This window comes from Pseudomonas sp. KU43P (assembly GCF_033095865.1).
Taxonomy (GTDB): Bacteria; Pseudomonadota; Gammaproteobacteria; order Pseudomonadales; family Pseudomonadaceae; genus Aquipseudomonas.
Genome location: NZ_AP019365.1, coordinates 1,484,964 through 1,507,941, shown reverse-complemented (window position 1 = coordinate 1,507,941; position 22,978 = coordinate 1,484,964). Strand labels below are relative to the sequence as shown.

Here is a 22,978-nt window from a genome sequence, read left to right as displayed (position 1 = left end):
GTTCGAACTCCACGCCAGCGTGTGCGGTCAACCGAGCATCCTGCCTTGGAGAGCCTGCGATGAATGCTCGCTACCGCTGGCCGCTGCTCGGCCTCGCCGGCCTGGTCGTGCTGCTGGTGGCCTTGCACCTGGCGCTCCCCTACCTGGTGCGCGACTACCTCAACGAAAAGCTGGCCGACATGGGCGAATATCGTGGCCGGGTCATCGACGTGGACCTCGCCTGGTGGCGCGGCGCCTACAAGATCAATGGCCTGAAGATCGTCAAGACCAGCGGCAAGGTGCCGGTGCCGCTGCTCGATGCCCCCTTGATCGACCTGTCGGTGAGCTGGCATTCGCTGTGGTACGACCACGCCGTGGTGGCCGAAGTCACCTTCGTCAAGCCCGTGCTCAACTTCGTCGACGGTGGCAGCAAGCAGGCCTCGCAGACCGGCCAGGGCACCGATTGGCGCCAGCAGCTGGAAAAGCTGCTGCCCATCACCCTCAACGAAGTGCGCATCGACAATGGCACCCTGACCTTTCGCAACTTCAACTCCAAGCCGCCAGTCGACCTCAAGGCCACCCAACTGGATGCCAACATCCGCAACCTGACCAACGTGCGCGACCAGAAAGGCCGACGCGACGCCAGCTTCGAGGCCACCGCGTTGCTGCTGGGCGACGCCAAGGTAGAGAGCCGCGCCACCTTTGACCCATTCAGCGACTTCGACGACTTCCAGTTCCGCCTGCGCGCCACCGGCATCGAGCTGCGCAGGCTCAACGACTTCGCCAGCGCCTACGGCAAGTTCGACTTCAATGCCGGGCACGGCGATGTGGTGATCGAGGCCCAAGCGGAGAATGGCCGGCTGAACGGCTATATCAAACCCCTGCTGCGTGATGTCGACGTGTTCAACTGGCAGCAGGACGTGGAAAACAAGAACAAGGGCTTCTTCCGATCGGTGTGGGAAGCGCTGGTGGGGGCCAGCGAAACGGTGCTGAAGAACCAGCCGAAGAACCAGTTCGCCACCCGCGTGGAGCTGAGCGGTAGCGTGCACCAGCAGGACATCAGTGCCTTCGAAGCGTTTTTGCAGATTCTGCGCAACGGGTTCATCCAGGCATTCAATGCACGTTATGAGAAGTCGGCGCCCGATTCCGACTGAGCGGGTGTGACGGGCCATTCAGGGACTGAATAGCCGGTCTGCGTTTCCAGCTGCCGAGGCCCGCGTTATAGTCGTTGGCAAATGACAACATACGCTGCCTGCCCTGGCCCTATCGCCGGCAAGCCGGCTCCCACAGCCACCCCACAGATTTCGAGACGTGTGGAGCACCTGTGGGAGCCGGCTTGCCGGCGATAGGGCCGCAACGGGCACCCCACAGAGGACACTCCCGATGAAGTTCGAAGGCACCCGCGACTATGTCGCCACAGACGACTTGAAATTGGCGGTCAACGCGGCCATCACCCTCGAACGCCCGCTCCTGGTCAAGGGCGAGCCCGGCACCGGCAAGACCATGCTGGCCGAGCAACTGGCCGCCTCCTTCGGCGCCCGCCTGATCACCTGGCACATCAAATCCACCACCAAGGCCCACCAGGGCCTCTACGAGTACGACGCGGTCAGCCGCCTGCGCGACTCGCAACTGGGCGTGGACAAGGTCCATGACGTGCGCAACTACCTGAAGAAGGGCAAGCTCTGGGAAGCCTTCGAAGCCGAGGAGCGGGTGATCCTGCTGATCGACGAGATCGACAAGGCCGACATCGAGTTCCCCAACGACCTGCTGCAGGAACTCGACAAGATGGAGTTCTACGTCTACGAAATCGACGAGACCATCAAGGCCAAGCAGCGCCCGATCATCATCATTACCTCGAACAACGAAAAAGAACTGCCCGACGCCTTCCTGCGTCGCTGCTTCTTCCACTACATCGCCTTCCCCGACCGCGCCACGCTGCAGCAGATCGTCGATGTGCACTACCCAGACATCAAGCAATCGCTGGTCAGTGAGGCGCTGGACGTGTTCTTCGATGTGCGCAAGGTGCCGGGCCTGAAGAAGAAGCCGTCCACCTCCGAACTGGTCGACTGGCTCAAGCTGCTGATGGCCGACAACATCGGCGAAGCGGTGCTGCGCGAGCGCGACCCGACCAAAGCCATTCCACCGCTGGCCGGCGCCCTGGTGAAGAACGAGCAGGACGTGCAGTTGCTCGAACGCCTGGCCTTCATGAGCCGGCGCGGCAACCGCTGACAGGAGCCGGCCATGCTGCTCAACCTGTTCAATGAAATGCGCGCGGCCAAGGTGCCGGTGTCGGTACGCGAGCTGCTCGACCTGCTGAACGCCCTGCAAAAGCGCGTGGTGTTCGCCGACATGGACGAGTTCTACTACCTGGCCCGGGCCATCCTGGTGAAGGACGAGCGCCATTTCGACAAGTTCGACCGGGCGTTCTCGGCCTACTTCAAGGGCCTGGAGAACCTCGACCAGCACCTTGAGGCGTTGATCCCCGAAGACTGGCTGCGCAAGGAATTCGAGCGTTCGCTGACCGATGAAGAGCGCGCGCAGATCCAGTCCCTGGGGGGCCTGGACAAGCTGATCGAAGCATTCAAGAAGCGCCTCGAAGAACAGAAGGAACGCCACGCCGGCGGCAACAAGTGGATCGGCACCGGCGGCACCAGCCCGTTCGGCTCGGGCGGTTTCAACCCCGAGGGCATCCGCGTGGGCGAGGCCGGCAAGCGCCAGGGCAAGGCGGTGAAGGTGTGGGACCAGCGCGAGTACAAGAACCTCGACGACCAGGTCGAACTGGGCACACGCAACATCAAGCTGGCCCTGCGCCGGCTGCGCAAGTTCGCCCGCGAAGGGGCTGCCGAGGAGCTGGATATCGACGGCACCATCGACCACACCGCCCGTGATGCCGGGCTGCTGAACATCCAGATGCGCCCCGAGCGGCGCAACACGGTGAAGCTGTTGCTGCTGTTCGACATCGGCGGCTCGATGGATGCCCACGTCAAGGTCTGCGAAGAACTGTTCTCGGCCTGCAAGACCGAGTTCAAGCACCTGGAGTATTACTACTTCCACAACTGTGTGTACGAGTCGGTGTGGAAGAACAACCTACGTCGCACTTCGGAGCGGTATTCCACGTTCGACCTGCTGCACAAGTACGGCGATGACTACAAGGTGGTATTCGTCGGCGATGCGGCCATGGCGCCCTACGAGATCACCCAGCCGGGCGGCAGCGTGGAGCACTGGAACGAAGAGGCAGGCTACGTGTGGATTCAGCGCTTCATGGAGAAATTCAAGAAGGTCATCTGGATCAACCCGTACCCGAAACAGGCCTGGGACTACACGGCCTCGACCCACCTGGTGCGGGATTTGATCGAGGACAAGATGTATCCACTGACCTTGCAGGGGTTGGAAGAAGGGATGCGCTACCTGTCCAAGTAACGGTCAGTCTGTACCGGCCCTATCGCCGGCAAACCGGCTCCCACAGGAACCCCACACATCTTGAAATCGTGGTGTACCTGTGGGAGCCGGCTTGCCGGCGATAGGGCCAGCAGCCTCACCCCCAGCGCTGCAGATACACCTGCTGCCCCCGCCAAGCCTCTTCCTGCACCACCGCCTTGAACCGCACCGCCGCCCCTGGCATGCACTGCGCTAGCTGCGCCAACGCAAGCGGCGTCAACGCCCCCAGCCGCGGATACCCGCCAATGGTCTGACGGTCATTGAGCAGCACGATCGGCTGCCCATCCGGTGGCACCTGCATCGCGCCCAAAGGAATGCCTTCGGAGATCATCGGCGCTCCCTGGTAGACCAACTGCGGCCCCAACAAGCGGATGCCCATGCGATCGGCCCGGCTGTCCAGTGTCCAGTCACTGTTGAACGCCTCGAACAGGCTGGTGCCGCTGAAATCACCGATTTGCGCGCCCATCACCAGATCGAGCAGCGGCTTTTGCGCATAAACCGGACGCAGCGCTTGCGGCACCTCTCGCTGCCCGGCCGAGCTACCGGCGAAACGCAGCACCTGACCGTTGCCCAACGCAGCGCCATGCCCATCGATACCGCCCAGCGCTTCACGCACCACGGTGGCACAACTGCCGAGTACCGCTTCCCCGTGGAAGCCGCCCGGCGCCGCAAGGTAGGCGCGCACGCCCTGCTTCGGCTGCTTCAAGGTCAACCGCTGCCCCTTGGCCAGGGTGAAGCTGCGCCAGGGCGCCAGCGGCTGATCGTCGACCCGCGCATCCAGGTCGGCGCCGGCCAGGGCCAGTACGCAGTCCTCTTCGGCCAGCACGCTGAACCCGCCCAGCGTCACCTCGATCACGGCTGCCTCCAGCGCGTTGCCCAGCAGCCAATTCGCCCAGTACATCGCCACCCAATCCAGCGCCCCGCCCTGGGTCACGCCCAGGTGGCGTACGCCGAAACGCCCGGCGTCCTGCAATTGGCACAGCGGGGTGCTGGCCTCGATCGTCAACTGCTTCATGCCCCGGCCTCCAACGCCGTGTCATCACCGCCCAATGCCATGAACTCGGCATGGGAAACCGCCACGAAGCGCACCCGGTCGCCGGGTTGCAGCAGGCTGTAACCCTCACGGTCACGGTCGAACAGGCGCACGGGGGTACGCCCGATCAGGTTCCAACCACCGGGCGAGACCGCAGGGTAGGCTGCCGTCTGGCGCTCGGCGATGCCCACGCTGCCGGCTGCCACGCGCTTGCGCGGGGTGCTCAGGCGGGGTGTGGCCAGCCTCTCGTCCACCAGCCCCATGAAACCGAAGCCGGGGGCAAAGCCCAGAGCGAATACCGGATAGTCGCGCTCACTGTGCAGGCGGATCACTTCGTCCTCGCTCAAGCCGCTGCGGGCGGCCAGCACGGGCAGTTCGGGGCCGACACTGGCGTGGTACCACACCGGGATCTGGTGGCGACGCCCCGCGCTTCCGGCGTCCGGCTGCAAGCCGTGCAACGCTTGAACGATCAGTGCCCTCGCCTCGCTGGGCGGCAGGTCGAACTGCACCATCAGCGTGGTATAGGACGGCACCAGGTCCAGCAGGTGCTCGCCGAACGCCGCACCCAGCCGCTGGCTGGCCGCGAGCATCCACGGCATGTTGGCTTCATCGATGGCGTCGAACAGGCGCACCATCAGGCTGTCGATCGCCACCACTTCGATGCGTAGCTTCATGCCTGCTCCAGCCCATCGAGGGCCTGGCGAATCTGCCGCACCGCTGCCACCGAACTGTCGTTGTCACCGTGCACGCACAAGGTGCTGGCGTGCAGGCGCACCGCGCTGCCGTCGTCGGCCACCAGCGTCTCGCCCCGGGCCAGCCGCAGGGCCTGTTCAACCACCAACGCCGGGGCGTGATGCACCGCGCCCGGCAGGCGCCGTGACTGCAGGTGGCCACTGGCGGTATAGGCGCGATCGGCAAAGGCTTCGAACCACAGCGGCACGCCGATCTCGTTGCCCAGGGCCTGGGCGGCGCTGTTGTCGGCGGTGGCCATGAGCATCAACGGCAGGCTGCTGTCGTAAGCCGCCATGGCTTCGAGCACGGCACGCAGCTTGAGGGGGTCGGCCATCATGTCGTTGTACAGTGCGCCATGGGGCTTGACGTAGGCCACACGAGCGCCAAGGGCCTTGCAGATGCCCTGCAAGGCGCCGATCTGGTAATGCAGCAGGTCGCGGATTTCCTCGCTGCTGCAAGCCATGGAGCGGCGGCCGAAGCCGACCAAGTCCGGGTAGGCCGGGTGGGCACCGATGGCGACGTCATGCTCAAGCGCCAGGGCCACGGTACGGCGCATGGTGCCAGGGTCGCCGGCGTGGTAGCCGCAGGCGATGTTGGCGCAGTCGATGTAAGGCATTACCTCGGCATCCCGGCCCATGCGCCAGCTACCGAAACTTTCGCCCATGTCGCAATTGAGTAGCAGGCGTTTCACCTGGCGTGCTCCCGTGTCGATGTTCATGTGCCTACCTTAGCGCGCGTTGAGTTGCTTGCCGCGGGTTTCCGGCAGGCTCAAGGCCGCCAGGATCACCACACCGTAAGACACCGCGGCAAAACCGCCAATCCCCAGGCCCAGCGGTACCTGCTGGCTGAGCAGGCCGATCAGCAACGGGAACAGCGCCGCGATCACTTTGCCGATGTTGTAGCAGAAGCCCTGCCCCGAACCACGGATGCGGGTGGGGAACAGTTCGGTGAGGAACGCGCCCATGCCGCTGAAGATGCCCGAGGCGAAGAAGCCCAGCGGGAAGCCCAGCCACAGCATCAGGTCATCGCTGACGCGCATCTGCGTATACAGCAGCACGATGATGAACGAACCCACGGCGAACAGGATGAAGTTCTTCTTGCGCCCGAGGATATCGGACAGGTACGCGCTGATCACGTAGCCCACGTAGGAGCCGACGATCACCATCGCCAGGTAGCCGCCGGTGCCCAGCACACTGAGGCCGCGCTCGTTCTTGAGGAAGGTCGGCAGCCACGAGGTGATGGCGTAGTAGCCACCGAGCGCACCAGTGGTCAGCAAGGACGCGCGCACAGTGGTCCAGAGCATGCCGGGGGCGAAAATCTCGTAGAAGTGCGAAGGCGCTTCGACCTGCTCCACCGCCTTGGCCTGGCGGTACACCTCGGGGTCCTTGACCAGGCGACGCACGAAGATCACGAAGATGGCTGGCACCAGGCCGAGCAGGAACAGCGCACGCCAGGCCTGCTCGGCAGGCAGCCAGGAGAACAGCAGCGCATAGAGGATCGCCGTGACCCCCCAGCCCAGGGCCCACCCGGACTGCACCATGCCGACCGCCTTGCCACGGTCCTGGGCGCGGATCACTTCGCCGATCAGCACCGCACCCGCGGTCCACTCGCCGCCGAAACCGAAGCCCATCAAGGTACGGGCGATCAGCAGTTGTTCGTAGTTCTGGGCGAAGCCGCAAAGGAACGTGAAGAAGGCGAACCACAGCACGGTCAGTTGCAATGTGCGCACGCGGCCGATGCGGTCGGAGAGAATGCCGGCGATCCAGCCGCCAAGGGCCGAGGCGATCAGGGTGCTGGTGTGGATCAGCCCGGCCTCGGTGGTGCTGATGCCCCACAGCATGATCAGCGTGGGGATGACGAAGCTGAGCATCTGCGTGTCCATGCCGTCCAGGCCATAGCCGATCTTGCAGCTCCAGAAGGTGCGACGTTGCTGGGAGTCGATGTCGCGGTACCAGGCGAAAGGCCCGGTGGAAGATGAGGGCGAAACCTGCTGCTGCACGCCGGTCGGGTTCATGCTTGCCTCGGCTTGTTGGTATTGTTTTATGGGCGACGTCTGGCGTCGCGGCCTGGGCACCATTGTTCAGAGCCCGCGTCACGTGCGTCCAACGAGAAAAACCGCCGGTCTGGAACAAGAAAAACTGATCATGAACCTTCGCTTCCTCGAAACCTTCGTCTGGGTCGCCCGGCTCAAGAGCTTTCGCCTCACTGCCGAAAAACTGTTCACCACCCAGGCATCGGTCTCCAGCCGCATCGCCGCGCTGGAGGCGGACCTTGGGGTGAAACTGCTGCTGCGCGACTCACGTGGCGTCAGCCTGACCCCGGAAGGCACCAAGGTGCTGGAGTACGCCGAGCGCATGCTCGACACCGCCAAGGCGATGAAGCAGTCGCTGGACAGCGACCGCGCCAAGGTCGGGCGCATTCGCCTTGGCGTGATGGACACGGTCATTCACACCTGGATGAGCGCACTGGTGGCGGAACTGTCCGAGCGCTATCCCCAGGTAGAGATCGAACTGGTCGCCGATACCGCGCTGAACTTGCGCGAACAGCTGCAAAAAGGCTTTCTCGATGTGATCCTGCAGACCGACCTGTTGCGTGAGCGGTCGATCCGCAGCCAGGACCTGGCGCGCTACCCCATGGGCTGGGTGGTGGCTGCTGGTGCCGCCCAGCACCGCGATTACGCGTCCCTGGCCGAACTGGCCCGCGAGCGGATCGTGACCTTCTCGAAGAACTCGCGTCCCCACCAGGAAGTGCTCAGCATGCTGCAAGCCGCAGGCGCCCAGGCCCCGCGCCTGAACTGCGTGAACTCGGTGGCGGCGATTACCCGCCTGCTGCGCGATGGCTTCGGCATCGGTGCGTTGCCGCCGGCGCTGGTCGGTGAAGAGCTGAGCCGCGGCGAACTGGTGCTGCTCGAAGGCTTGCAGCCACCGCCGAGCCTGGAACTGGTCGTCGCCTGGCAGACCGGGGTGGCGTTGGTGGATGAGGTGGTCGGGGTATGCCGGCAGGTGCTGGAGCGGTACGCGCGGGATGTCGGGGCGCAGAGGATTGTGCTGGTCTGATGGTTTTCCAGTGCCAGTCCCGCCCTATCGCCGGCAAGCCGGCTCCCACAGGTAAGTGAACTGCGAGGTCTCTGGGACTGTCAGTTTTTTTGTGTTCGGGCCGGTAATGGCCTGCCGTTAGGCAGGCCCGATTTTCACCACGTCGGCCTGATGAACCGATCCCCGTACAGAATCGCGAATTGATTCATCGCACTTTTCCAATCATGCGCCGCCGAGCCCCAGTTTGCCGTGATGTTCCGCAGCCCCAGCCAGATCAGCTTGGTGGCTGCTTCATCGTTCGGGAAATGCCCCCGAGTTTTAATGATTTTGCGTAGCTGGGCGTTGATGCTCTCAATAGCGTTGGTGGTGTAGATCACTTTGCGGATGGCAGGTGGGAAGACAAAGAAGGGAATCACTCGATCCCAGGCGCGTCTCCAGGCTGCCACGACCGTTGGATACTGTTTGCCCCAGGGTCCGTTTTCAAACTCATCCAATGCCTGCTCAGCCGCTTCTGCATTGATGGCCTGGTAAATCGGTTTCAACGCCTTGGCCAGTGCCCGGCGCTTGTCCCAAGCCACGTAGTCGAGGCTGTTGCGGATCAGGTGCACGATGCACGTCTGCAGCGTCGTTTCTGGAAACACGGCGCTGAGAGCCTCTGGCATGCCTTTGAGGCCATCGGTCACGGCAATCAGCACATCCTCGACACCACGCGTCTTGAGATCGTTAAAAACCTTCATCCAGAACTTCGCACCCTCGGTGTTCTCGATCCAGATGCCTAAGATATCGCGCGTCCCGTCGGGTAGAACGCCCAAAGCCAGGTAAATGGCCTTGTTGCGCACCAGGCCTTCTTCGCGAATTTTCACCCGCAGCGCATCAAAGAAAATGACCGGGTACATCGGCTCCAATGGCCGCTGTTGCCACGCGCCAATCTCTTCCATGACCTCGTCTGTCACAGAGCTGATGAAATCGGGCGAAACGTCGGTTCCATACTGCTCGGACAGAAACGCTCGGATCTCTCTGACCGTCATGCCACGGGCGTACATGGCGATGATCTTGTCATCGAAACCGGTGTACCGCCGTTCGTGCTTAGGGATCAGAATGGGCGCAAAACTGCCGTCTCGATCACGAGGAATTTCCAGCCGCAGCGGGCCATCGCCGGTCAAAACCGTCTTGCCACTCTTGCCGTTACGCTGGTTGGTTTCATCCTCTGGGCGCTGCGCGCCCGGCGGATAACCCAGGTGGTGACCAAGCTCGGCATGCAGAGCACGCTCGATCAAGGCCTTTTTGAACGCCGCAGAGGCATCCTCGATAGCTTCTGCGGTCATCAGGCCCTCACCGAACTGCTCCAGCAGCTCTTTGGGGATTTTGGGCAGGTCACGCAGGGGTTTCTTTTTGGTTGGCATACATGCACCTCTTACTCATGTTATGCCCGAACACAAAATTTCTGACACCCTCAGGTCTCTGTGGGAGCCGGCTTGCCGGCGATAGGGCCGAACCTGACGGAACTGGAATACGCCAACTCAGTAACTCTTCCTACGGAAACTTCTGAAACTGATCCATCGCCACAAACGTTTACAACTTGTTCACATGCCCCTCGCTCACAGGCCCTGCAGGTTTCCACTCGCCTATCTGCAGACCCGATGGGTCAAGGGCTCAGCTACCTCCCGCCACCCCGCCAACATTGCCCTCATGAAGCAATCTGCCATCACCTAACAGGGCTGAGACCCCTGATTTCTCTGGGGCGCAGCGCATTGACAGCACAATTTTCCCGGGTATTAACTCTGCGCGGTCCAAGGCCAGAGCAAGGAGCACCGCACTAGCGGGCTAGCCAAATTATCAGGGAGATACCTTTGCCATGCGCACTGCAGCACATGGCCGCCTCGTCTCTGTCAGACAAGGCGGCCGGCCATGATCAGAAGAACCAGCCTCTACGACCGCATTTCAGAAAAGCGTGAAGCCGCTGAAAAGGCGGCCAGGGAACAGGCGGAACGTGACGCCGCTGCTGAAGCGGCCTTGCAAGCCGCAAAACTGGCAGAACGTGCCCGACCGCTGCCACTGGTTCCCGACCGCAACGAACTGACCCTTGCCGGCTTGCGCCTGTCCATGCCACCAGGGTTTGAGCTGCGCGTTTGCACCACGACACTTCAGGTCGGGCAGCATCAGGTCACCCTGCATACGCAACGCAGTCCCCTTGCGCAGGGACAGACACTCGAACGAGTGCTCGAACAGCACCTGGCAGAGGCACGCCAGCGCCACACCGAAATCACCCTCATCCGCAAGCAGGCCTGCAGCTTCGCCGGTCACGACGCGCTGCGCCTGGATTACCACTTCTGTAACGCCGATGAGGCACGGCACTGCCAGGCCGTGATGCTGCTGGTCCCCGAGAGCGTCGGCCAGCAAGCACAGGCGCTCACCCTCTCCACGATCGTCGACCCCGACCAGGAGGCGTTGGCCAGCTGGTTGATCACCTTCGATGCGATGGTCGCCAACATCACCTGCGCCCCCGCAGTTGCCCAGGAGTAGGCGCCATGTTCGAAGCAGCACGCTGGGGCGACGATATCGAGCACACCTCGGCGCTGACCGGGTTCCTGGCGGGTGCCGTGGCCGGGCTGGCCATGGTTGCCGCCGCCTCGTTCATCATCTGCACGGCCGGGTTCGGCAGCATTCTGCTGGCCATGGTCATCGGCCTGGGTGCCAGCGCCCTGCCCAAGCTGGGCGAAGAGTTCGGCTCGACCTTTGGCTCACCCGCCGGACAGATCGAGCGACCTGGCTGTTCACCCAACGTCTTCATCAATGGCCGCAATGCCGCACATGTCGTGCAAAGCACCGCGGTGTGCGAGCAGCACCCGGCGCCGGTGCAGGTTGCGGAGGGTTCCGGCAATGTCTTCATCAACGGCGTCGCAGCGGCGCGCAAGGGTGACAAGCTGACCTGCGGCGCGACGATCGCAAGTGGCTCGAACAACGTGTTCATCGGTGGCGGCACCCAGCGCTACCTCAAGGTCAGCGAAGAGGTGCCGGACGAGCTGCGCGTCACCGTCGATGTGCTGATGGTCGTGGCCTCGATGGGCCGCTCGGTGTTCAACGTCGCGACCATGGGCCTGCAGGCCGGCCTCAAGGCCGCCAGGCCCTGTGCCTTGCAAGTGGGGCTGGCCATCGCCGGCAGCTACCTGGCAGGCCGCTACATCATCGGCCCTGCCGTGGAGCGCGCCCTGGGCGGGCTGCTCGGCAACCCGGTGGATCTCACCTGCGGGCGCAAGGTACTCACGGACGAAACCGATTTCGTCATCCCCGGCCTCATGCCCATCGAATGGTCACGGTTCTACGCCAGTGACCTGGATACCGGCAGCGTGCTCGGGCGTGGCTGGACCTTGCCCTGGGAACAGAGCCTGCGCCGCAAGGCTGTTTCGTGTACCTGAAGGACAACCAGGGTCGCAGCCTTCCCTTCGTCGATGTCGAGCCGGGTGAGCGCATTTACAACCCGCACGAGCAACTGACGCTGGTCCGCACCCTCGGTGGGCACTACATCCTGCAGACCCTCGACAACCTGTTCTTCTATTTCGGCGAAGTGCCCAACGACAACCGTGAAGTGCCCCTGCAGCGCCTGGAAAACGCCCTGGGCCATTACCTGCACCTCACCCGCAACGCCGACGGTTGCCTCACCGACATCAGCGCACCCGGCGGGATACGGCTGCACCTGCACTACGAGGCCCCTTTCGGCCGCCTGACATCGGTCAAGCGCATCGTTGACGATGCTGCCGTCGAAACCCTCGTGCAGTATCGCTACGACAGCGCAGGCCAACTGGTCCACGTCACCAACCGCAACGGCGATACCTCCCGCACCTTCGGCTACGCCGATGGCCTCATGGACCGCCACAGCAATGCCCTGGGCCTGATCTGCGAGTACCGCTGGGCTGAGGTCGAGGGTCAGCGGCGCGTGGTCGAACATTCGACCAGCGACGGCGAGCACTACCACTTGCGCTATGACACGGCTGCCCGAACCAGCTGGGCCACCGATGCGCTGGGCCGCGAACTGCAGATCCAGTACAACGAAGACAACCGCATCGTCGCCAGCCGCGACTTCGGCGGCGAACGCTACACAATCGCCCTGGATGCCTTCGGCAATATCGCCGGCATCGAACTGCCGGATGGCAACCATCTGGCGTTCAAGCACGACGACCTTTCCAGGCTGATCGAAGAAACCGACCCGCTCGGCCGCACCCTGCGCTACAAGCACCATTTCGCCACGCCGCTGGTGACCGAAACCCGCTTCCCGGATGGCAGCGTGTGGAAGTCCCGCTACGACGACAAGGGCAACCTGATCGCCGACTTCGACGCGCTGGGTCACAAGACCGAGTACCTCAACGGCGACGATGGCCTCCCCCACACGATCATCGATCCAACCTTCAAGTCCAAGTACCTGTGGTGGAACGCCTACGCCCAGGTCGAGCGCTATCAGGACTGTTCAGGCAAGAGCACCTACTACCGCTATGACCAACGCCAACATCTGGTCGCCGTCACCGACGCGCTGAACAACACCACCATGCTGGAGCGCAAGCCCGACGGTGAAGTGCTGCGCATCAATCACCCGGACGGTTCGGCAGAAACCTTTACCTACAACGACCTCGGGCAGGTGCTCAGCCACACTGACGGTAAAGGCCAGATCACGCGCTTGCAGCGGACCTCGCGTGGCCTCCCCAGCTATCGCCAGGACGCCGAAGGGGCGTTCGTTCGCTACGAGTACGACAAGGCGCTAAGGCTGACGGCCTTGGTCAACGAAAACCATGCGAGCTATCGCTTCGCCTACGACGCATCGGACCGGCTGATCGAAGAAGTGCGGGTGGACAACCTGACCCGGCGCTTCAGCTACAACGCCGGCGGCCACCTGATTCGACTGGATGAGACCGGCTACGGCGAAAACGCCGAGCAACCCGAGCGTCATACGCTGTTCGAGCGCGATGCGATTGGCCGTCTTGTGGCCAAGATCACCCGCGATGCGCATCAGGCATTCGACTACGACGACGCGGACCGCCTGTTGAGCATCCGGCGCACGCCAAGCGGCATCGGCAAGCAACTCGGCGTCACCGAGGAGACGCTGGGATACCGCTACGACTTGCTCGGCCGCCTGACGCAGGAAATCACCGCCGAGGGCGTCCTGGCTTACGAATATGACCTGCTGAGCAATCTGACCACCCTCACCCTGCCGGACGGGCGCAAGCTCAACCACCTGTACTACGGCAGCGGTCACCTGCACCAGTTGAACCTGGACGGCCAGGTGATCAGCGATATCGAGCGCGACGACCTGCACCGCGAGGTGTACCGGACCCAGGGCAAGCTGACCAGTTGCTTCGGCTATGACGCCATGGGGCGCAAGGCCTGGCAGTTCGCGTCGACCTTACCCGCCGACAAACTCTCCCAGGTGCACAACGCTGGGATCCACACATCACTGCTGGTGGAACATGCCTACAACCCGATCCACCGGCGATACCAGTACGACCCCGCGGGTGAGTTGACCCGCACGCTGGACAAGCTTCGCGGCGAGATCAAGTACGACTATGAAGCCAATGGCCGGTTGCGCAGCCGGGATACCGGCTCACTGGTAGGCAGCGAGGAATTTCGTTACGACCCGGCCGGTAATCGCCTGGACTTCAATGCGCGGCGGTTCGCCAAGGTCAGGGACAACCGGATCCCGAACTGGCAGAACCACGAGTATCGCTATGACCCCTGGGGCAACTTGATCGAGAAGAGCTCCGGGCACAGCAAGCTGCAGCATTTTGCCTATGACTGCGAGAACCGATTGGTTCGGGCAGAGACCTGGGTTGAGGGTCGGCTTGAGCGTACTGGGCACTATCGGTATGACAGCCTGGGGCGGCGAGTGGCCAAGCATGCGGAAATCGATGGAGTGGTGGAACAGAAGCGCTTCCTCTGGCAAGGATTACGGATGCTGCGTGAGGAGATGCCTGGGCAGAGCATCTTGTATCTGTATGAGCCGGGTAGCTATGCGCCGTTGGCGCGTGTGGACAACGCTGAAGGTAAAAAGCAAGAAATATACTATTTCCATAACGACCAGATCGGAACGCCGCTAGAGCTAAGCACACGCGAAGGCGAAATTGTATGGCAAGCCGCTTACCGCTCGTGGGGTGCAATAGAGCATCTGTCAACCAGTAAAATTCAACAGAACCTTCGATTTCAAGGGCAATACTTCGACTTAGAAACAGAGCTACACTTCAATACGTTCAGATACTACGATCAAAATATTGGAAGGTTCATTACTCAAGACCCAATTGGACTAGCAGGCAGCATCAATTTTTACCAATACGCCTCTAACCCTTTGGGCTGGAGCGACAGCTTAGGTCTATCTCCATGCTCGCTAACAAAACCGCCTCAATGGACTCCCCATGGATATAAACATGCGGCCCCAAAAAATGCGAGCTGGAAATCAGTTATTGAATCAACCAAAACGGGACCCGCAAAGTACAAACCAGGAACAGACATCGAACTACTGGAGCGCCACGTTCATTCGGTTGGTCAGCAGGTCACCAATGGCAAACCCTGGAAGGTAAAGGATATGCATGAGATTATAGGAGCTAGTGAAGGAAAATCCAGCCAATGGATACGCGTAGAAGAAAGCGCAGGGACGATACACGGACATCCAATTTCACTTAATGAATTCTTGAGACTGACAAAAACATGATACCTAATCTTGACTTAAAAAACGGAAAAGTTTTGTTTGATGATTTCAATCTTCCAGAAACAGAAGCACTTGAACTCCACGCTGACGAACTCAAAGAAGACATGTTGCAAGTCGAATTCCCCAACGGATATATCCTTGATATTGGATGGCGGCCATCCTTCGATCTGCGCGGAAATTTCTTTGCAGTAGTTGTGAAAAATTTCGACTGGGAAAACCCTACCTATTCGGCGGTCGCTCATAACCTTACAGAGTTAAGAGCGCGAACTGAAGAAGCTTTATTGACAATTCCAAACTGAACCCATGCAAGTGCATGTGATAATCACCAAGGATTAGGTGCAACAAATAAAACCAAACAAAATTCGATAAGAGGTGCTTATCAATGAAGATTTTGATTCCTTCCGTGAGCTACCCGGAAAAGCACTGGATCAAGTAGGACCATCAAGGCATCCCTGATCATCTTGAATTTCCGATGGGAAAGCAAATTCATGAAGATATTGGACCGATAACTTACATCATGAAGGGTAATGTCAGTTTGGCTGCGATCACCCGCGATGCGCATCAGGCCGACGGGCAAGACCAGCAAAACTGGGAAATTGGTAATTGAAAGAATGAGAGATGAGGGTCGAATTCGAGGTAAAGGTGATGCAATGGAATTCAAAAGCCTGAGTGATAGACAATGGTACCCATTCGGGAAGCAGACATGGCACATAAGCGTGATGCTGTAACATACTGGAATGAGCGGGGTGGCTTCTTTGGTGCCAAATCCAAAGAGGTTCGGAAATGGATGCTGGATCCAAAAAACTACGAACTAGAACATTATTCGCACAACAGATCAGCAGGAGCGAAATTGATAGAATTATATAAATCTCCAGATAGAATCATTGGACCACACGAAAGCTTCAGCTACTGAGAACTTTATGAAAGAACTATCAGAAACTAATTTGCAGCTATCTAAAAAAATTGTTGCCACAATAGAAGAAGGGAATGAATACGAAGAATCTGGAAAATTCAGTCAAGCCTTTGAAAAATACAAAGCATCTTGGAGCATGCTCCCTGCTCCCCAAAACGCCTGGGACCTCTCTCATTGGATTGCCAAATGTATGTCTGGCCTGTCCCTCAAGACAAGTGATTTCAAAACCGCAAAAGATTGGGCGCTTGTGGCAGTTGAGACCAAGCCCCCACGCGAAACTTCGAGCTTAATAATTTTGGGTGCGTCCTATCTTGGCTTGCATGAAAATGATCACGCTAAAGAGCTGCTCAAGAAAGCGTTCGTCATGGGTGGAGATAGAGCTTTCCAAGGCTTCGATAAAAAATACTTGGCTTTTCTTAAAGGCCTCTAGAAACAAAGCCACACAAACCTGCTCAAAAGCTTCATTTGATTATTTACAATTAGACATGAAAAACAAACAGAAAGGGTATCCTGAGCTTCAACGACAAATGGCGAACCATCACGATATGACCGGAAACTTCATACAATACATTTAAGATGACTACCCAGAAAGCTACTGGCTTAAGACCAGGGTTCTTACGGGCGAAGACCCTGAATTATTAAAATAAAGCGCCATCATCAATGACGCTGTTCGCGCTCGATTTGAGCAATTCTGTAAGCGAGCCTTGCCTAGTTGCTTACCCGATGGCCAACAATGGCGTACCAAAATCGTTTTAAAGCATGATCTGGAGCTTTCTAGCGATACCGTAAGAGCGCAAGGAGAAAGTACCACAATCGTAGTCACCGCTCGCGTTAAGATGTTAATTGAAAGTAATGCCACTCGCGGAATTAAAATCAAAGTGTAGCACGCAATGATCACGACTTTTACGAGAACGTCAAGCGCCATACTTTGTGCGCGCAACCTGCCGAAAATGAAGAGCACAAGAATGTTTTAGCGAGAACATACTACCCCCACACACCAACCGAACCATTTCCTGAACTCCATCAAACTTCGATAAGTTTAAGTTTTTGTTGCTTGGCCAAGTTGATAAATTAAGGGTTGTAACATCTTTGGTACGGGCTCTTTATATTAGAGCACCCGTTTGGCTTCGCAAGAATGATCGCGACGGTGATCGATCAGATGTGAGCAGCCTTGAGCAAGCCCTATATGAACTAAGGTCAGAATCCCAGGCCACAGAGCGCTAGCAAAAGCCTAGTCATCGTCCATCAACGCCAGCTCTCCTTAACTGCCTTGCGCCGCCCACCCAAAAGCACCCAGCCAATCCCCAGCAACAGGCTCTCGACCACAAACGCCAGCACAAACCCTGCCCCAACGCCCCAGCCTATCGCCTCGGGTACCAGCAGAATCTGATAGCTGTACCCCTTGAGCGTCTCTTCGCGCAACTGCGGATCCGGCTGCACCAGCACATGCCAGGTCGTCGTCACCCACGACCCCTGCAGCGCCTGCCACTCGTTCTCCAGCAGCTGATTACGTATCAACAGACTCTCGATACTGTTGGCATCGCTGTTGAACACCGGGTCGTCACTGCTGCGGTAATGCCGCACCAGCGCCTGCAGGTCGCCCTTGAAGAAGCGTTCGGCGGTCTGCTTGAAGCCATCGAGCGCCTGGCGCGATTCGAACAAGTGCGCCTCGACCCGCTGGCTATAGTCCTTGACCAGCCCGGGGACCTGGATACCGGCCAGCAGGCCGAAGGTGAACAGCAGCAACCGCAGGTAACTTCTGAACATGCAGCGTCCTTAGCTCTGGCCTTGCGAAACGCATTCTCCGTGCCGCCACAAACCCCATTGGCCGGGCTCGTAGCGCCGCCAGGTCTCGTTCTCGGTCAAGGCCTCGGTGGCGATCACCGTCACCACGTCATTGGGGGTGGTTTCGGTGTGAAAGTCGACGATCAGGTCGACATCCTTCAACCGTGCGGCACCAAAAGGCGCGCGACGGGTGATGTGGACCAGCTTGGTCGAGCAGAAGCAGAACAACCAGTCGCCGTCGCTGAGCAGGCAGTTGAACACGCCTTTGCCGCGGTACTCGGCACAGGCTTCGACCAGCACCGTCAGCAGCTGTTCCACTTCGACAGGCTCCGGGAAGGCAGCGCGGATGCGATTGAGCAGGTCGCAGAAGGCGGCCTCGCTGTCGGTGTCGCCGATGGGCCGGTAGAAGGTCGCCTCGCCCTTGAAGTCGCCGAGCTGGCCGTTGTGCGCGAAGCACCAGTTGCGGCCCCACATTTCGCGGACGAACGGGTGCGTATTGGACAGGCACACCCGGCCGACGTTGGCCTGGCGGATGTGGCCGATGACCACCTCGCTCTTGATCGGGTAGCGCTGCACCAGGTTGGCCACTTCCGACTCGCTGCTTGCGGCAGGGTCCTGGAACAGGCGCAGGCCGCGGCCTTCGTAGAAACCGATGCCCCAGCCATCACGGTGCGGGCCGGTTCGCCCGCCGCGCTGCATCAGGCCGGTGAAGCTGAAGACGATGTCGGTGGGGACGTTGGCGCTCATGCCCAGCAGTTCGCACATGTTCGCAGTCTCCGCTTACAAACGGGGCTCGACCCGGCCACGGCCGCCAGAGGGCGCGGCGGGCGGCAGGTCATCGCGGTAGCGGTCGTGGCGCTCGGCAGCCAACGGCGCACCAGCATCGAGCCGGGCGTCCTCGGCGGCCTGGCGCTGGGCGCTGGCCTCGGCCTGTTCGCGGCGCTCGCGGGCGCGTTTTTCCAGCGGCCAGCGCAGCAGCACGAACAGCGCGTACACCGCAAAGGCGATCATGCCGTACATGGCAAAGTCGGAAATTGCCCGCCAGGCGTTGTTGCCGACCTTGAAGGCCAGGTCCAGGGCGGTGATGGCGATGGCCGGGGCAACGGCATCCTTGGCCGGGTCGACCACGGTCGGGGTCAGCAGCAGCACCGCCAGGATCACCCGCAGCGGCTCACGCAGCCAACGCCACATCCAGCCGGTGATTTTGAAACCCACCCACAGGCAGCCCAGGGCGGCCACGGCGTAGAGGCCCCAGGCGAGGGTATAGTCGTTCTCGGTCATGGTGATCGTGCAAGCCAGGCAAAGAGATGCCTATGATAAACACTTTTCCGGGCGCAGGCGCCCCCCAGCCAAGAGATCCCCGATGCCCAACGCGCTCCAGCCCCCCATCGCCCGCCAGGATCAGGCCGCCGATCCCTACGCCTGGCTGCAACAGCGCGACACCCCTGAAGTGCTCGACTACCTGCAGGCCGAAAACGCCTACCAGCAAGCCTGCCTGGCCGACCAGGCGCCCCTGCGCGAACAGTTGTTCGAAGAAATCAAGGGCCGCATCCTGGAAACCGACCTGTCGCTGCCTTCGCCCTGGGGCCCGTACCTGTACTACACCCGCACCACGGCGGGCGACGAATACCCACGCCACTACCGTTGCCCGCGCCCGGCGGACGACACCAACACCGTGGACGAAAGCCAGGAGCAGCTGCTGCTCGACCCCAACGCCCTGGCCAATGGTGGCTTCCTGTCGCTGGGCGCCTTCAGCATCAGCCCCGACCACCGCCTGCTGGCCTACAGCCTCGACACCAGTGGCGACGAAATCTACACCCTGTACGTCAAGGACCTGGCCAGCGGCGCGCTGATCACCCTGCCCTTCGACGACTGCGACGGCAGCCTGACCTGGGCCAACGACAACCAGACGCTGTTCTTCGCCGAACTGGACGACACCCACCGCCCCTGGCGCCTGCGTCGCCACACCCTGGGCCAAGCCGACGCGCAGACCGTGTTCGAAGAGCCCGACGGTCGCTTCTTCCTGCACTGCTACCGCGCAAGCTCCGAACTGCAGTTGGTGCTGCTGCTCAACAGCAAGACCACCAGTGAAGCCTGGGTGCTCGATGCCCACACGCCCCAGGCCGATTTCACCTGCCTGGCACCGCGGATGGAAGGCCACGAATACTTCCCCGACCATGGCCAGCTCGACGGCCAATGGTGCTGGTTCATCCGCACCAACCAGGACGGCATCAACTTCGCGCTCTACCACGCCCCGGCCGATCAGGTGCCCGCCCGTGCGCAGTGGCAACCAATGGTGGCACACCGTGACGATGTGATGCTCGAAGGCCTCAGCCTGAATGCCAGCGCCCTTACCCTGAGCCTGCGCGAAGGCGGCCTGCCGATCATCGAAGTGCGCCCGCAGGGCCTTGCCAGCTACCGTGTGGAACTGCCCGACGCCGCCTACAGCCTGTATGTGCAGGACAGCCTGGAATTCGCCAGCCGCCGCGTGCGCCTGCGTTATGAAGCGCTCAACCGCCCCGCTCAGGTGCGCCAGCTGGACCTGGCCACAGGCGAGCAGGCCGTGCTCAAGCAAACCCCGGTGCTGGGTGATTTCGACGCCGACGATTATGTCAGCGAGCGCCTGTGGGCCACCGCCGCCGATGGCACCCAGGTGCCGATCAGCCTGGTACGTCGCAAGCAGGACCAGGGCCAGACGGTGCCCCTGTACCTGTACGGTTACGGTGCCTATGGCGAAAGCCTCGACCCGTGGTTCTCCCATGCCCGCCTGAGCCTGCTGCAACGCGGCGTGGGTTTTGCCATCGCCCATGTGCGCGGCGGCGGCGAGCTGGGCGAAGCCTGGTACCGCGCCGGCAAGCAGGAGCACAAGCACAACAGCTTCAGCGACTTCATCGCCTGCGCCGAACACCTGATCGCCCAGGGCGTGACCTCGTCCGAACGCCTGGCCATCAGTGGCGGCAGCGCCGGCGGCCTGCTCATGGGCGCGGTGCTCAACCAGCGGCCCGAACTGTTCCGCTGCGCCATTGCCGAAGTGCCGTTCGTCGATGTACTCAACACCATGCTCGACCCCGAACTGCCGCTGACCGTCACCGAGTACGACGAATGGGGCAACCCGCAAGCGCCTGAAGTGTATGAGCGGATCAAGGCCTACGCGCCCTACGAGAACGTCACGGCCCAGGCTTACCCGGCCATGCTGGTGGTCGCCGGCTACAACGACAGCCGCGTGCAGTATTGGGAAGCGGCCAAGTGGGTGGCTCGCCTGCGCACACTGAAGACCGACAACAACCTGTTGCTGCTCAAGACCGAGATGGGGGCCGGCCACGGCGGCATGAGCGGGCGCTACCAGGGGCTGCGCGATGTGGCGCTGGAATACGCGTTTGTCTTCAATGAGCTGGGTGTGGTGTAAAACGCGAATTTTGTTGTCATAGCTTCGCAAGTGCTGATGGCCCTATCGCCGGCAAGCCGGCTCCCACAGGGTCAGCGCTGATCAATGTGGGAGCCGGCTTGCCGGCGATAGGGCCATCAACCTCAACGAAGCTCTCGGACAACAGCCGCCAAGAAGAACAACACATGCCCGACCCAACCCACCTCAGCGCCGAAATCCGCGACATGCTCATGGACTGCGGCCTGTTCGATTCCCTCCAGCTCGCCGACTTCCACACCGTCGCCGGCTACTTCAGCCTGGCCGCCATGACTGAAGGCGAAGTCATCTTCAACGAAGGCGACGCCGGCACCTTCATGTGCATCCTGCACCGCGGCGTGGTCAGCGTGCGCAAGACCGATGGCAACGGCCACCCCGTGGAGATCGCCACCCTGCGCAGTGGCCGTGCCTTCGGCGAAATGGCCGTGCTCGACGGTGAGCGCCGTTCGGCCAGTTGCGTGGCCGCCAGCGACTGCCAACTGCTGACCCTGGGCAAGGACTCGCTGGAAAAGATGCTCAACGAAGCACCGCGCATCGCCGCGCGGATCATCCGCGCCCTGGCCGTGGCGTTGTCGAAACGCCTGCGCATGCAGGATGGCCAGCGGCTGTCGCTCTAGTCGTCTTCGGCCGGCGGTTTCGCCGGTTCCTGGCGCAAGCCTGGCAGCGGCTGGTCCTTGGGCGGCCCCGGCACCGGCATGGGCGGCAGCAAAGGCGCGCCAGGCTGGTTGTCGTAGGCCTTGGGCGGCGTGCTCGGGGTGATCTGCGGGTACGGTGTGGGCGTCGGCGTGCCGGGCGCGCCGGGCACGGGGGTGTTCAGGCGCGGTGGCGTGCTCGCCGCCTCGGCCAGAGGCAGTGCGGCCAGCAGCAGCGCGGTGAGGATCGCATGGAACATCAGCAACCTCCTGTCGGGAACCTTCCTACAGGCTACGCCGTTATTGATGTTTTTGCCTGTCCGCCTGCACGGTAAGCGCGCTAGACTCATTGCCATAACCGTCACATGCCTGATCAGAACAAAGGAAACACCATGAGTTCGGCTTCCACATCCGCCGCCACCGCCCGCCTCGACCGCATCCTCGCCGACGCCAAGCGCGACAAGGAAATGGGCTACCGCGACAAGGCGCTGAAAATGTACCCGCATGTGTGCGGGCGTTGCGCCCGCGAGTTCTCCGGCAAGCGCCTGAGCGAACTGACCGTGCACCACCGTGACCACAACCACGACAACAACCCCCAGGACGGCTCCAACTGGGAGCTGCTGTGCCTTTATTGCCACGACAATGAGCACTCGCGCTACACCGACCAGCAGTACTTCAGCGAAGGCTCCACCAGTACCCCGAGCATCGCCAAGGCTACCCACAACCCGTTCGCCGGGCTGGCGGGCATGCTCAAGAAAGACTGACCGTCGAGCCTTCCCATCCCCCGCTGCTGCCGGCAAGCCCGTATAATCGCGCTTTTTTTGCGAAAGGCCCCGGCACGTGGCAAACAAACGGTACAGCTGCATCGGCCTGTTCAACCCCAAGTCTGCGGAGAACGTCGGTTCGGTGATGCGCGCAGCGGGTTGCTACGGCGTCAACTCGGTGTTCTACACCGGCAAGCGCTATGAACGCGCGCGCGATTTCGTCACCGATACCAAGCGGGTGCACTACGACATTCCGCTGATCGGCATCGACGACCTGCAACGCATCATTCCCCTGGGCTGCACGCCAGTGGCCGTCGAACTGGTCGAAGGCGCGCGGCCGTTGCCCGAGTACACCCACCCGGACCGTGCCATCTACATCTTCGGGCCTGAAGACGGCAGCTTGAGTGCCGAGGTTCGAGCGTGGTGCGAAGAGACGATCTACATCCCGACCGAAGGCTGCATGAACCTCGCCGCGACGGTGAATGTGGTGCTGTATGACCGTTTGGCCAAAGGGCTGAATACCCGTTCGGGGCCGAAGTTCAAGTAAGCCCGACCGCC

The 22,978-nt window shown here is 61.2% G+C and carries 22 protein-coding genes and 1 pseudogene; 14 read left to right on the top strand and 9 right to left on the bottom strand.

Annotated features, from left to right (window positions below; translation table 11 throughout):
- The first annotated feature begins 59 nt into the window (after nucleotides 1-59).
- The 3 genes from KU43P_RS06930 (at nucleotide 60) to KU43P_RS06920 (ending at nucleotide 3,399) form a co-directional block, all read left to right on the top strand.
- Complete coding sequence (locus KU43P_RS06930; RefSeq protein ID WP_317661780.1) at nucleotides 60-1,133, top strand: DUF748 domain-containing protein; 1,074 nt, start codon at nucleotides 60-62, stop codon at nucleotides 1,131-1,133.
- Nucleotides 1,134-1,362: 229 nt separating this feature from the next.
- Nucleotides 1,363-2,208 (top strand): AAA family ATPase, encoded by an 846-nt coding sequence (locus KU43P_RS06925; RefSeq protein WP_317661779.1) that lies wholly within the window; start codon nucleotides 1,363-1,365, stop codon nucleotides 2,206-2,208.
- Between the two features lie 12 nt (nucleotides 2,209-2,220).
- Entirely contained in the window at nucleotides 2,221-3,399 is a 1,179-nt protein-coding gene (locus KU43P_RS06920) for a vWA domain-containing protein (RefSeq protein WP_317661778.1), read from the top strand.
- A 115-nt stretch (nucleotides 3,400-3,514) separates the two neighbouring features.
- Here the strand turns inward: KU43P_RS06920 and KU43P_RS06915 are convergent, their stop codons facing one another.
- Genes KU43P_RS06915 through KU43P_RS06900 form a run of 4 tightly spaced genes read right to left on the bottom strand, consistent with a single transcriptional unit; the run spans nucleotide 3,515 to nucleotide 7,196 of the window.
- The gene (locus KU43P_RS06915; RefSeq protein WP_317661777.1) at nucleotides 3,515-4,432 is read right to left on the bottom strand and encodes a biotin-dependent carboxyltransferase family protein; all 918 of its coding nucleotides are present in this window, start codon (nucleotides 4,430-4,432) and stop codon (nucleotides 3,515-3,517) included.
- The gene (pxpB, locus tag KU43P_RS06910; protein ID WP_317661775.1) at nucleotides 4,429-5,124 is read right to left on the bottom strand and encodes a 5-oxoprolinase subunit PxpB; all 696 of its coding nucleotides are present in this window, start codon (nucleotides 5,122-5,124) and stop codon (nucleotides 4,429-4,431) included. The genes KU43P_RS06915 and pxpB overlap by 4 nt, the downstream gene beginning before the upstream one ends.
- A complete protein-coding gene (locus tag KU43P_RS06905) occupies nucleotides 5,121-5,900 on the bottom strand; it encodes a 5-oxoprolinase subunit PxpA (protein ID WP_317661773.1) in 780 nt (259 codons plus the stop codon). The genes pxpB and KU43P_RS06905 overlap by 4 nt, the downstream gene beginning before the upstream one ends.
- 9 nt (nucleotides 5,901-5,909) lie before the next feature.
- The gene (locus KU43P_RS06900; protein WP_317661771.1) at nucleotides 5,910-7,196 is read right to left on the bottom strand and encodes an MFS transporter; all 1,287 of its coding nucleotides are present in this window, start codon (nucleotides 7,194-7,196) and stop codon (nucleotides 5,910-5,912) included.
- 130 nt (nucleotides 7,197-7,326) lie between these two features.
- Between KU43P_RS06900 and KU43P_RS06895 the strand changes: the two genes are divergently transcribed.
- Entirely contained in the window at nucleotides 7,327-8,238 is a 912-nt protein-coding gene (locus KU43P_RS06895) for a LysR family transcriptional regulator (protein WP_317661769.1), read from the top strand.
- A 134-nt stretch (nucleotides 8,239-8,372) separates the two neighbouring features.
- On the opposite strand, the gene KU43P_RS06890 is transcribed toward KU43P_RS06895, so the two are convergent.
- Nucleotides 8,373-9,620, bottom strand: coding sequence for an IS256 family transposase (locus tag KU43P_RS06890; RefSeq protein ID WP_317658073.1), 1,248 nt, complete (start codon nucleotides 9,618-9,620; stop codon nucleotides 8,373-8,375).
- Nucleotides 9,621-10,125: 505 nt separating this feature from the next.
- Here KU43P_RS06890 and KU43P_RS06885 point away from each other — a divergent pair.
- The 6 genes and pseudogenes from KU43P_RS06885 (at nucleotide 10,126) to KU43P_RS06860 (ending at nucleotide 16,248) form a co-directional block, all read left to right on the top strand.
- On the top strand, nucleotides 10,126-10,740 hold the full coding sequence (locus tag KU43P_RS06885) for a DcrB-related protein (RefSeq protein ID WP_317661767.1): 615 nt from the start codon (nucleotides 10,126-10,128) through the stop codon (nucleotides 10,738-10,740).
- A gap of 5 nt (nucleotides 10,741-10,745) precedes the next feature.
- Nucleotides 10,746-14,575: pseudogene (locus KU43P_RS06880) on the top strand (RHS repeat-associated core domain-containing protein); the annotation flags it as partial.
- Nucleotides 14,576-14,904: 329 nt separating this feature from the next.
- Entirely contained in the window at nucleotides 14,905-15,204 is a 300-nt protein-coding gene (locus KU43P_RS06875) for a hypothetical protein (RefSeq protein ID WP_317661765.1), read from the top strand.
- A gap of 173 nt (nucleotides 15,205-15,377) precedes the next feature.
- Complete coding sequence (locus tag KU43P_RS06870) at nucleotides 15,378-15,512, top strand: hypothetical protein (protein WP_317661763.1); 135 nt, start codon at nucleotides 15,378-15,380, stop codon at nucleotides 15,510-15,512.
- 96 nt (nucleotides 15,513-15,608) lie between these two features.
- The gene (locus KU43P_RS06865) at nucleotides 15,609-15,818 is read left to right on the top strand and encodes a GH-E family nuclease (RefSeq protein WP_317661762.1); all 210 of its coding nucleotides are present in this window, start codon (nucleotides 15,609-15,611) and stop codon (nucleotides 15,816-15,818) included.
- 7 nt (nucleotides 15,819-15,825) lie between these two features.
- Nucleotides 15,826-16,248 (top strand): hypothetical protein, encoded by a 423-nt coding sequence (locus tag KU43P_RS06860; protein WP_317661761.1) that lies wholly within the window; start codon nucleotides 15,826-15,828, stop codon nucleotides 16,246-16,248.
- Between the two features lie 815 nt (nucleotides 16,249-17,063).
- Here KU43P_RS06860 and KU43P_RS06855 read toward each other — a convergent pair.
- From KU43P_RS06855 to KU43P_RS06845, 3 genes are read right to left on the bottom strand one after another with little or no spacing between them, the layout of a single operon-like run.
- Nucleotides 17,064-17,585: a DUF2937 family protein gene (locus KU43P_RS06855; RefSeq protein ID WP_317661759.1), complete on the bottom strand. Its 522-nt coding sequence runs from the start codon at nucleotides 17,583-17,585 to the stop codon at nucleotides 17,064-17,066.
- Nucleotides 17,586-17,594: 9 nt separating this feature from the next.
- Entirely contained in the window at nucleotides 17,595-18,368 is a 774-nt protein-coding gene (locus KU43P_RS06850; protein WP_317661757.1) for a class II glutamine amidotransferase, read from the bottom strand.
- 15 nt (nucleotides 18,369-18,383) lie between these two features.
- Nucleotides 18,384-18,884 carry an MFS transporter gene (locus tag KU43P_RS06845; protein ID WP_317661755.1) on the bottom strand — a complete coding sequence of 167 codons (501 nt, stop codon included), beginning with the start codon at nucleotides 18,882-18,884 and terminating at the stop codon, nucleotides 18,384-18,386.
- An 82-nt stretch (nucleotides 18,885-18,966) separates the two neighbouring features.
- Between KU43P_RS06845 and KU43P_RS06840 the strand changes: the two genes are divergently transcribed.
- Both KU43P_RS06840 and KU43P_RS06835 read left to right on the top strand, forming a co-directional pair.
- Nucleotides 18,967-21,009, top strand: coding sequence for a S9 family peptidase (locus KU43P_RS06840; RefSeq protein ID WP_317661753.1), 2,043 nt, complete (start codon nucleotides 18,967-18,969; stop codon nucleotides 21,007-21,009).
- 164 nt (nucleotides 21,010-21,173) lie between these two features.
- A complete protein-coding gene (locus tag KU43P_RS06835) occupies nucleotides 21,174-21,641 on the top strand; it encodes a cyclic nucleotide-binding domain-containing protein (protein ID WP_317661751.1) in 468 nt (155 codons plus the stop codon).
- Here the strand turns inward: KU43P_RS06835 and KU43P_RS06830 are convergent.
- Entirely contained in the window at nucleotides 21,638-21,916 is a 279-nt protein-coding gene (locus tag KU43P_RS06830) for a hypothetical protein (protein ID WP_317661749.1), read from the bottom strand. The two genes, KU43P_RS06835 and KU43P_RS06830, sit on opposite strands and share 4 nt — an antisense overlap.
- A 132-nt stretch (nucleotides 21,917-22,048) precedes the next feature.
- Between KU43P_RS06830 and KU43P_RS06825 the strand changes: the two genes are divergently transcribed.
- Both KU43P_RS06825 and KU43P_RS06820 read left to right on the top strand, forming a co-directional pair.
- Nucleotides 22,049-22,420, top strand: a complete 372-nt coding sequence (locus KU43P_RS06825) for a YajD family HNH nuclease (protein WP_023381762.1) — start codon at nucleotides 22,049-22,051, stop codon at nucleotides 22,418-22,420.
- 76 nt (nucleotides 22,421-22,496) lie between these two features.
- Complete coding sequence (locus KU43P_RS06820; RefSeq protein WP_176517064.1) at nucleotides 22,497-22,967, top strand: RNA methyltransferase; 471 nt, start codon at nucleotides 22,497-22,499, stop codon at nucleotides 22,965-22,967.
- Nucleotides 22,968-22,978 lie beyond the last annotated feature (11 nt).

What these genes read in the sequence shown, in the direction of transcription:
- KU43P_RS06930 (WP_317661780.1), top strand. Translation starts at nt 60, where the DNA reads ATGAATGCTCGCTACCGCTGGCCGCTGCTCGGCCTCGCCGGCCTGGTC.
- KU43P_RS06925 (WP_317661779.1), top strand. Translation starts at nt 1,363, where the DNA reads ATGAAGTTCGAAGGCACCCGCGACTATGTCGCCACAGACGACTTGAAA.
- KU43P_RS06920 (WP_317661778.1), top strand. Translation starts at nt 2,221, where the DNA reads ATGCTGCTCAACCTGTTCAATGAAATGCGCGCGGCCAAGGTGCCGGTG.
- KU43P_RS06915 (WP_317661777.1), bottom strand. Translation starts at nt 4,432, where the DNA reads ATGAAGCAGTTGACGATCGAGGCCAGCACCCCGCTGTGCCAATTGCAG.
- pxpB (WP_317661775.1), bottom strand. Translation starts at nt 5,124, where the DNA reads ATGAAGCTACGCATCGAAGTGGTGGCGATCGACAGCCTGATGGTGCGC.
- KU43P_RS06905 (WP_317661773.1), bottom strand. Translation starts at nt 5,900, where the DNA reads ATGAACATCGACACGGGAGCACGCCAGGTGAAACGCCTGCTACTCAAT.
- KU43P_RS06900 (WP_317661771.1), bottom strand. Translation starts at nt 7,196, where the DNA reads ATGAACCCGACCGGCGTGCAGCAGCAGGTTTCGCCCTCATCTTCCACC.
- KU43P_RS06895 (WP_317661769.1), top strand. Translation starts at nt 7,327, where the DNA reads ATGAACCTTCGCTTCCTCGAAACCTTCGTCTGGGTCGCCCGGCTCAAG.
- KU43P_RS06890 (WP_317658073.1), bottom strand. Translation starts at nt 9,620, where the DNA reads ATGCCAACCAAAAAGAAACCCCTGCGTGACCTGCCCAAAATCCCCAAA.
- KU43P_RS06885 (WP_317661767.1), top strand. Translation starts at nt 10,126, where the DNA reads ATGATCAGAAGAACCAGCCTCTACGACCGCATTTCAGAAAAGCGTGAA.
- KU43P_RS06875 (WP_317661765.1), top strand. Translation starts at nt 14,905, where the DNA reads ATGATACCTAATCTTGACTTAAAAAACGGAAAAGTTTTGTTTGATGAT.
- KU43P_RS06870 (WP_317661763.1), top strand. Translation starts at nt 15,378, where the DNA reads ATGGGAAAGCAAATTCATGAAGATATTGGACCGATAACTTACATCATG.
- KU43P_RS06865 (WP_317661762.1), top strand. Translation starts at nt 15,609, where the DNA reads ATGGCACATAAGCGTGATGCTGTAACATACTGGAATGAGCGGGGTGGC.
- KU43P_RS06860 (WP_317661761.1), top strand. Translation starts at nt 15,826, where the DNA reads ATGAAAGAACTATCAGAAACTAATTTGCAGCTATCTAAAAAAATTGTT.
- KU43P_RS06855 (WP_317661759.1), bottom strand. Translation starts at nt 17,585, where the DNA reads ATGTTCAGAAGTTACCTGCGGTTGCTGCTGTTCACCTTCGGCCTGCTG.
- KU43P_RS06850 (WP_317661757.1), bottom strand. Translation starts at nt 18,368, where the DNA reads ATGTGCGAACTGCTGGGCATGAGCGCCAACGTCCCCACCGACATCGTC.
- KU43P_RS06845 (WP_317661755.1), bottom strand. Translation starts at nt 18,884, where the DNA reads ATGACCGAGAACGACTATACCCTCGCCTGGGGCCTCTACGCCGTGGCC.
- KU43P_RS06840 (WP_317661753.1), top strand. Translation starts at nt 18,967, where the DNA reads ATGCCCAACGCGCTCCAGCCCCCCATCGCCCGCCAGGATCAGGCCGCC.
- KU43P_RS06835 (WP_317661751.1), top strand. Translation starts at nt 21,174, where the DNA reads ATGCCCGACCCAACCCACCTCAGCGCCGAAATCCGCGACATGCTCATG.
- KU43P_RS06830 (WP_317661749.1), bottom strand. Translation starts at nt 21,916, where the DNA reads ATGTTCCATGCGATCCTCACCGCGCTGCTGCTGGCCGCACTGCCTCTG.
- KU43P_RS06825 (WP_023381762.1), top strand. Translation starts at nt 22,049, where the DNA reads ATGAGTTCGGCTTCCACATCCGCCGCCACCGCCCGCCTCGACCGCATC.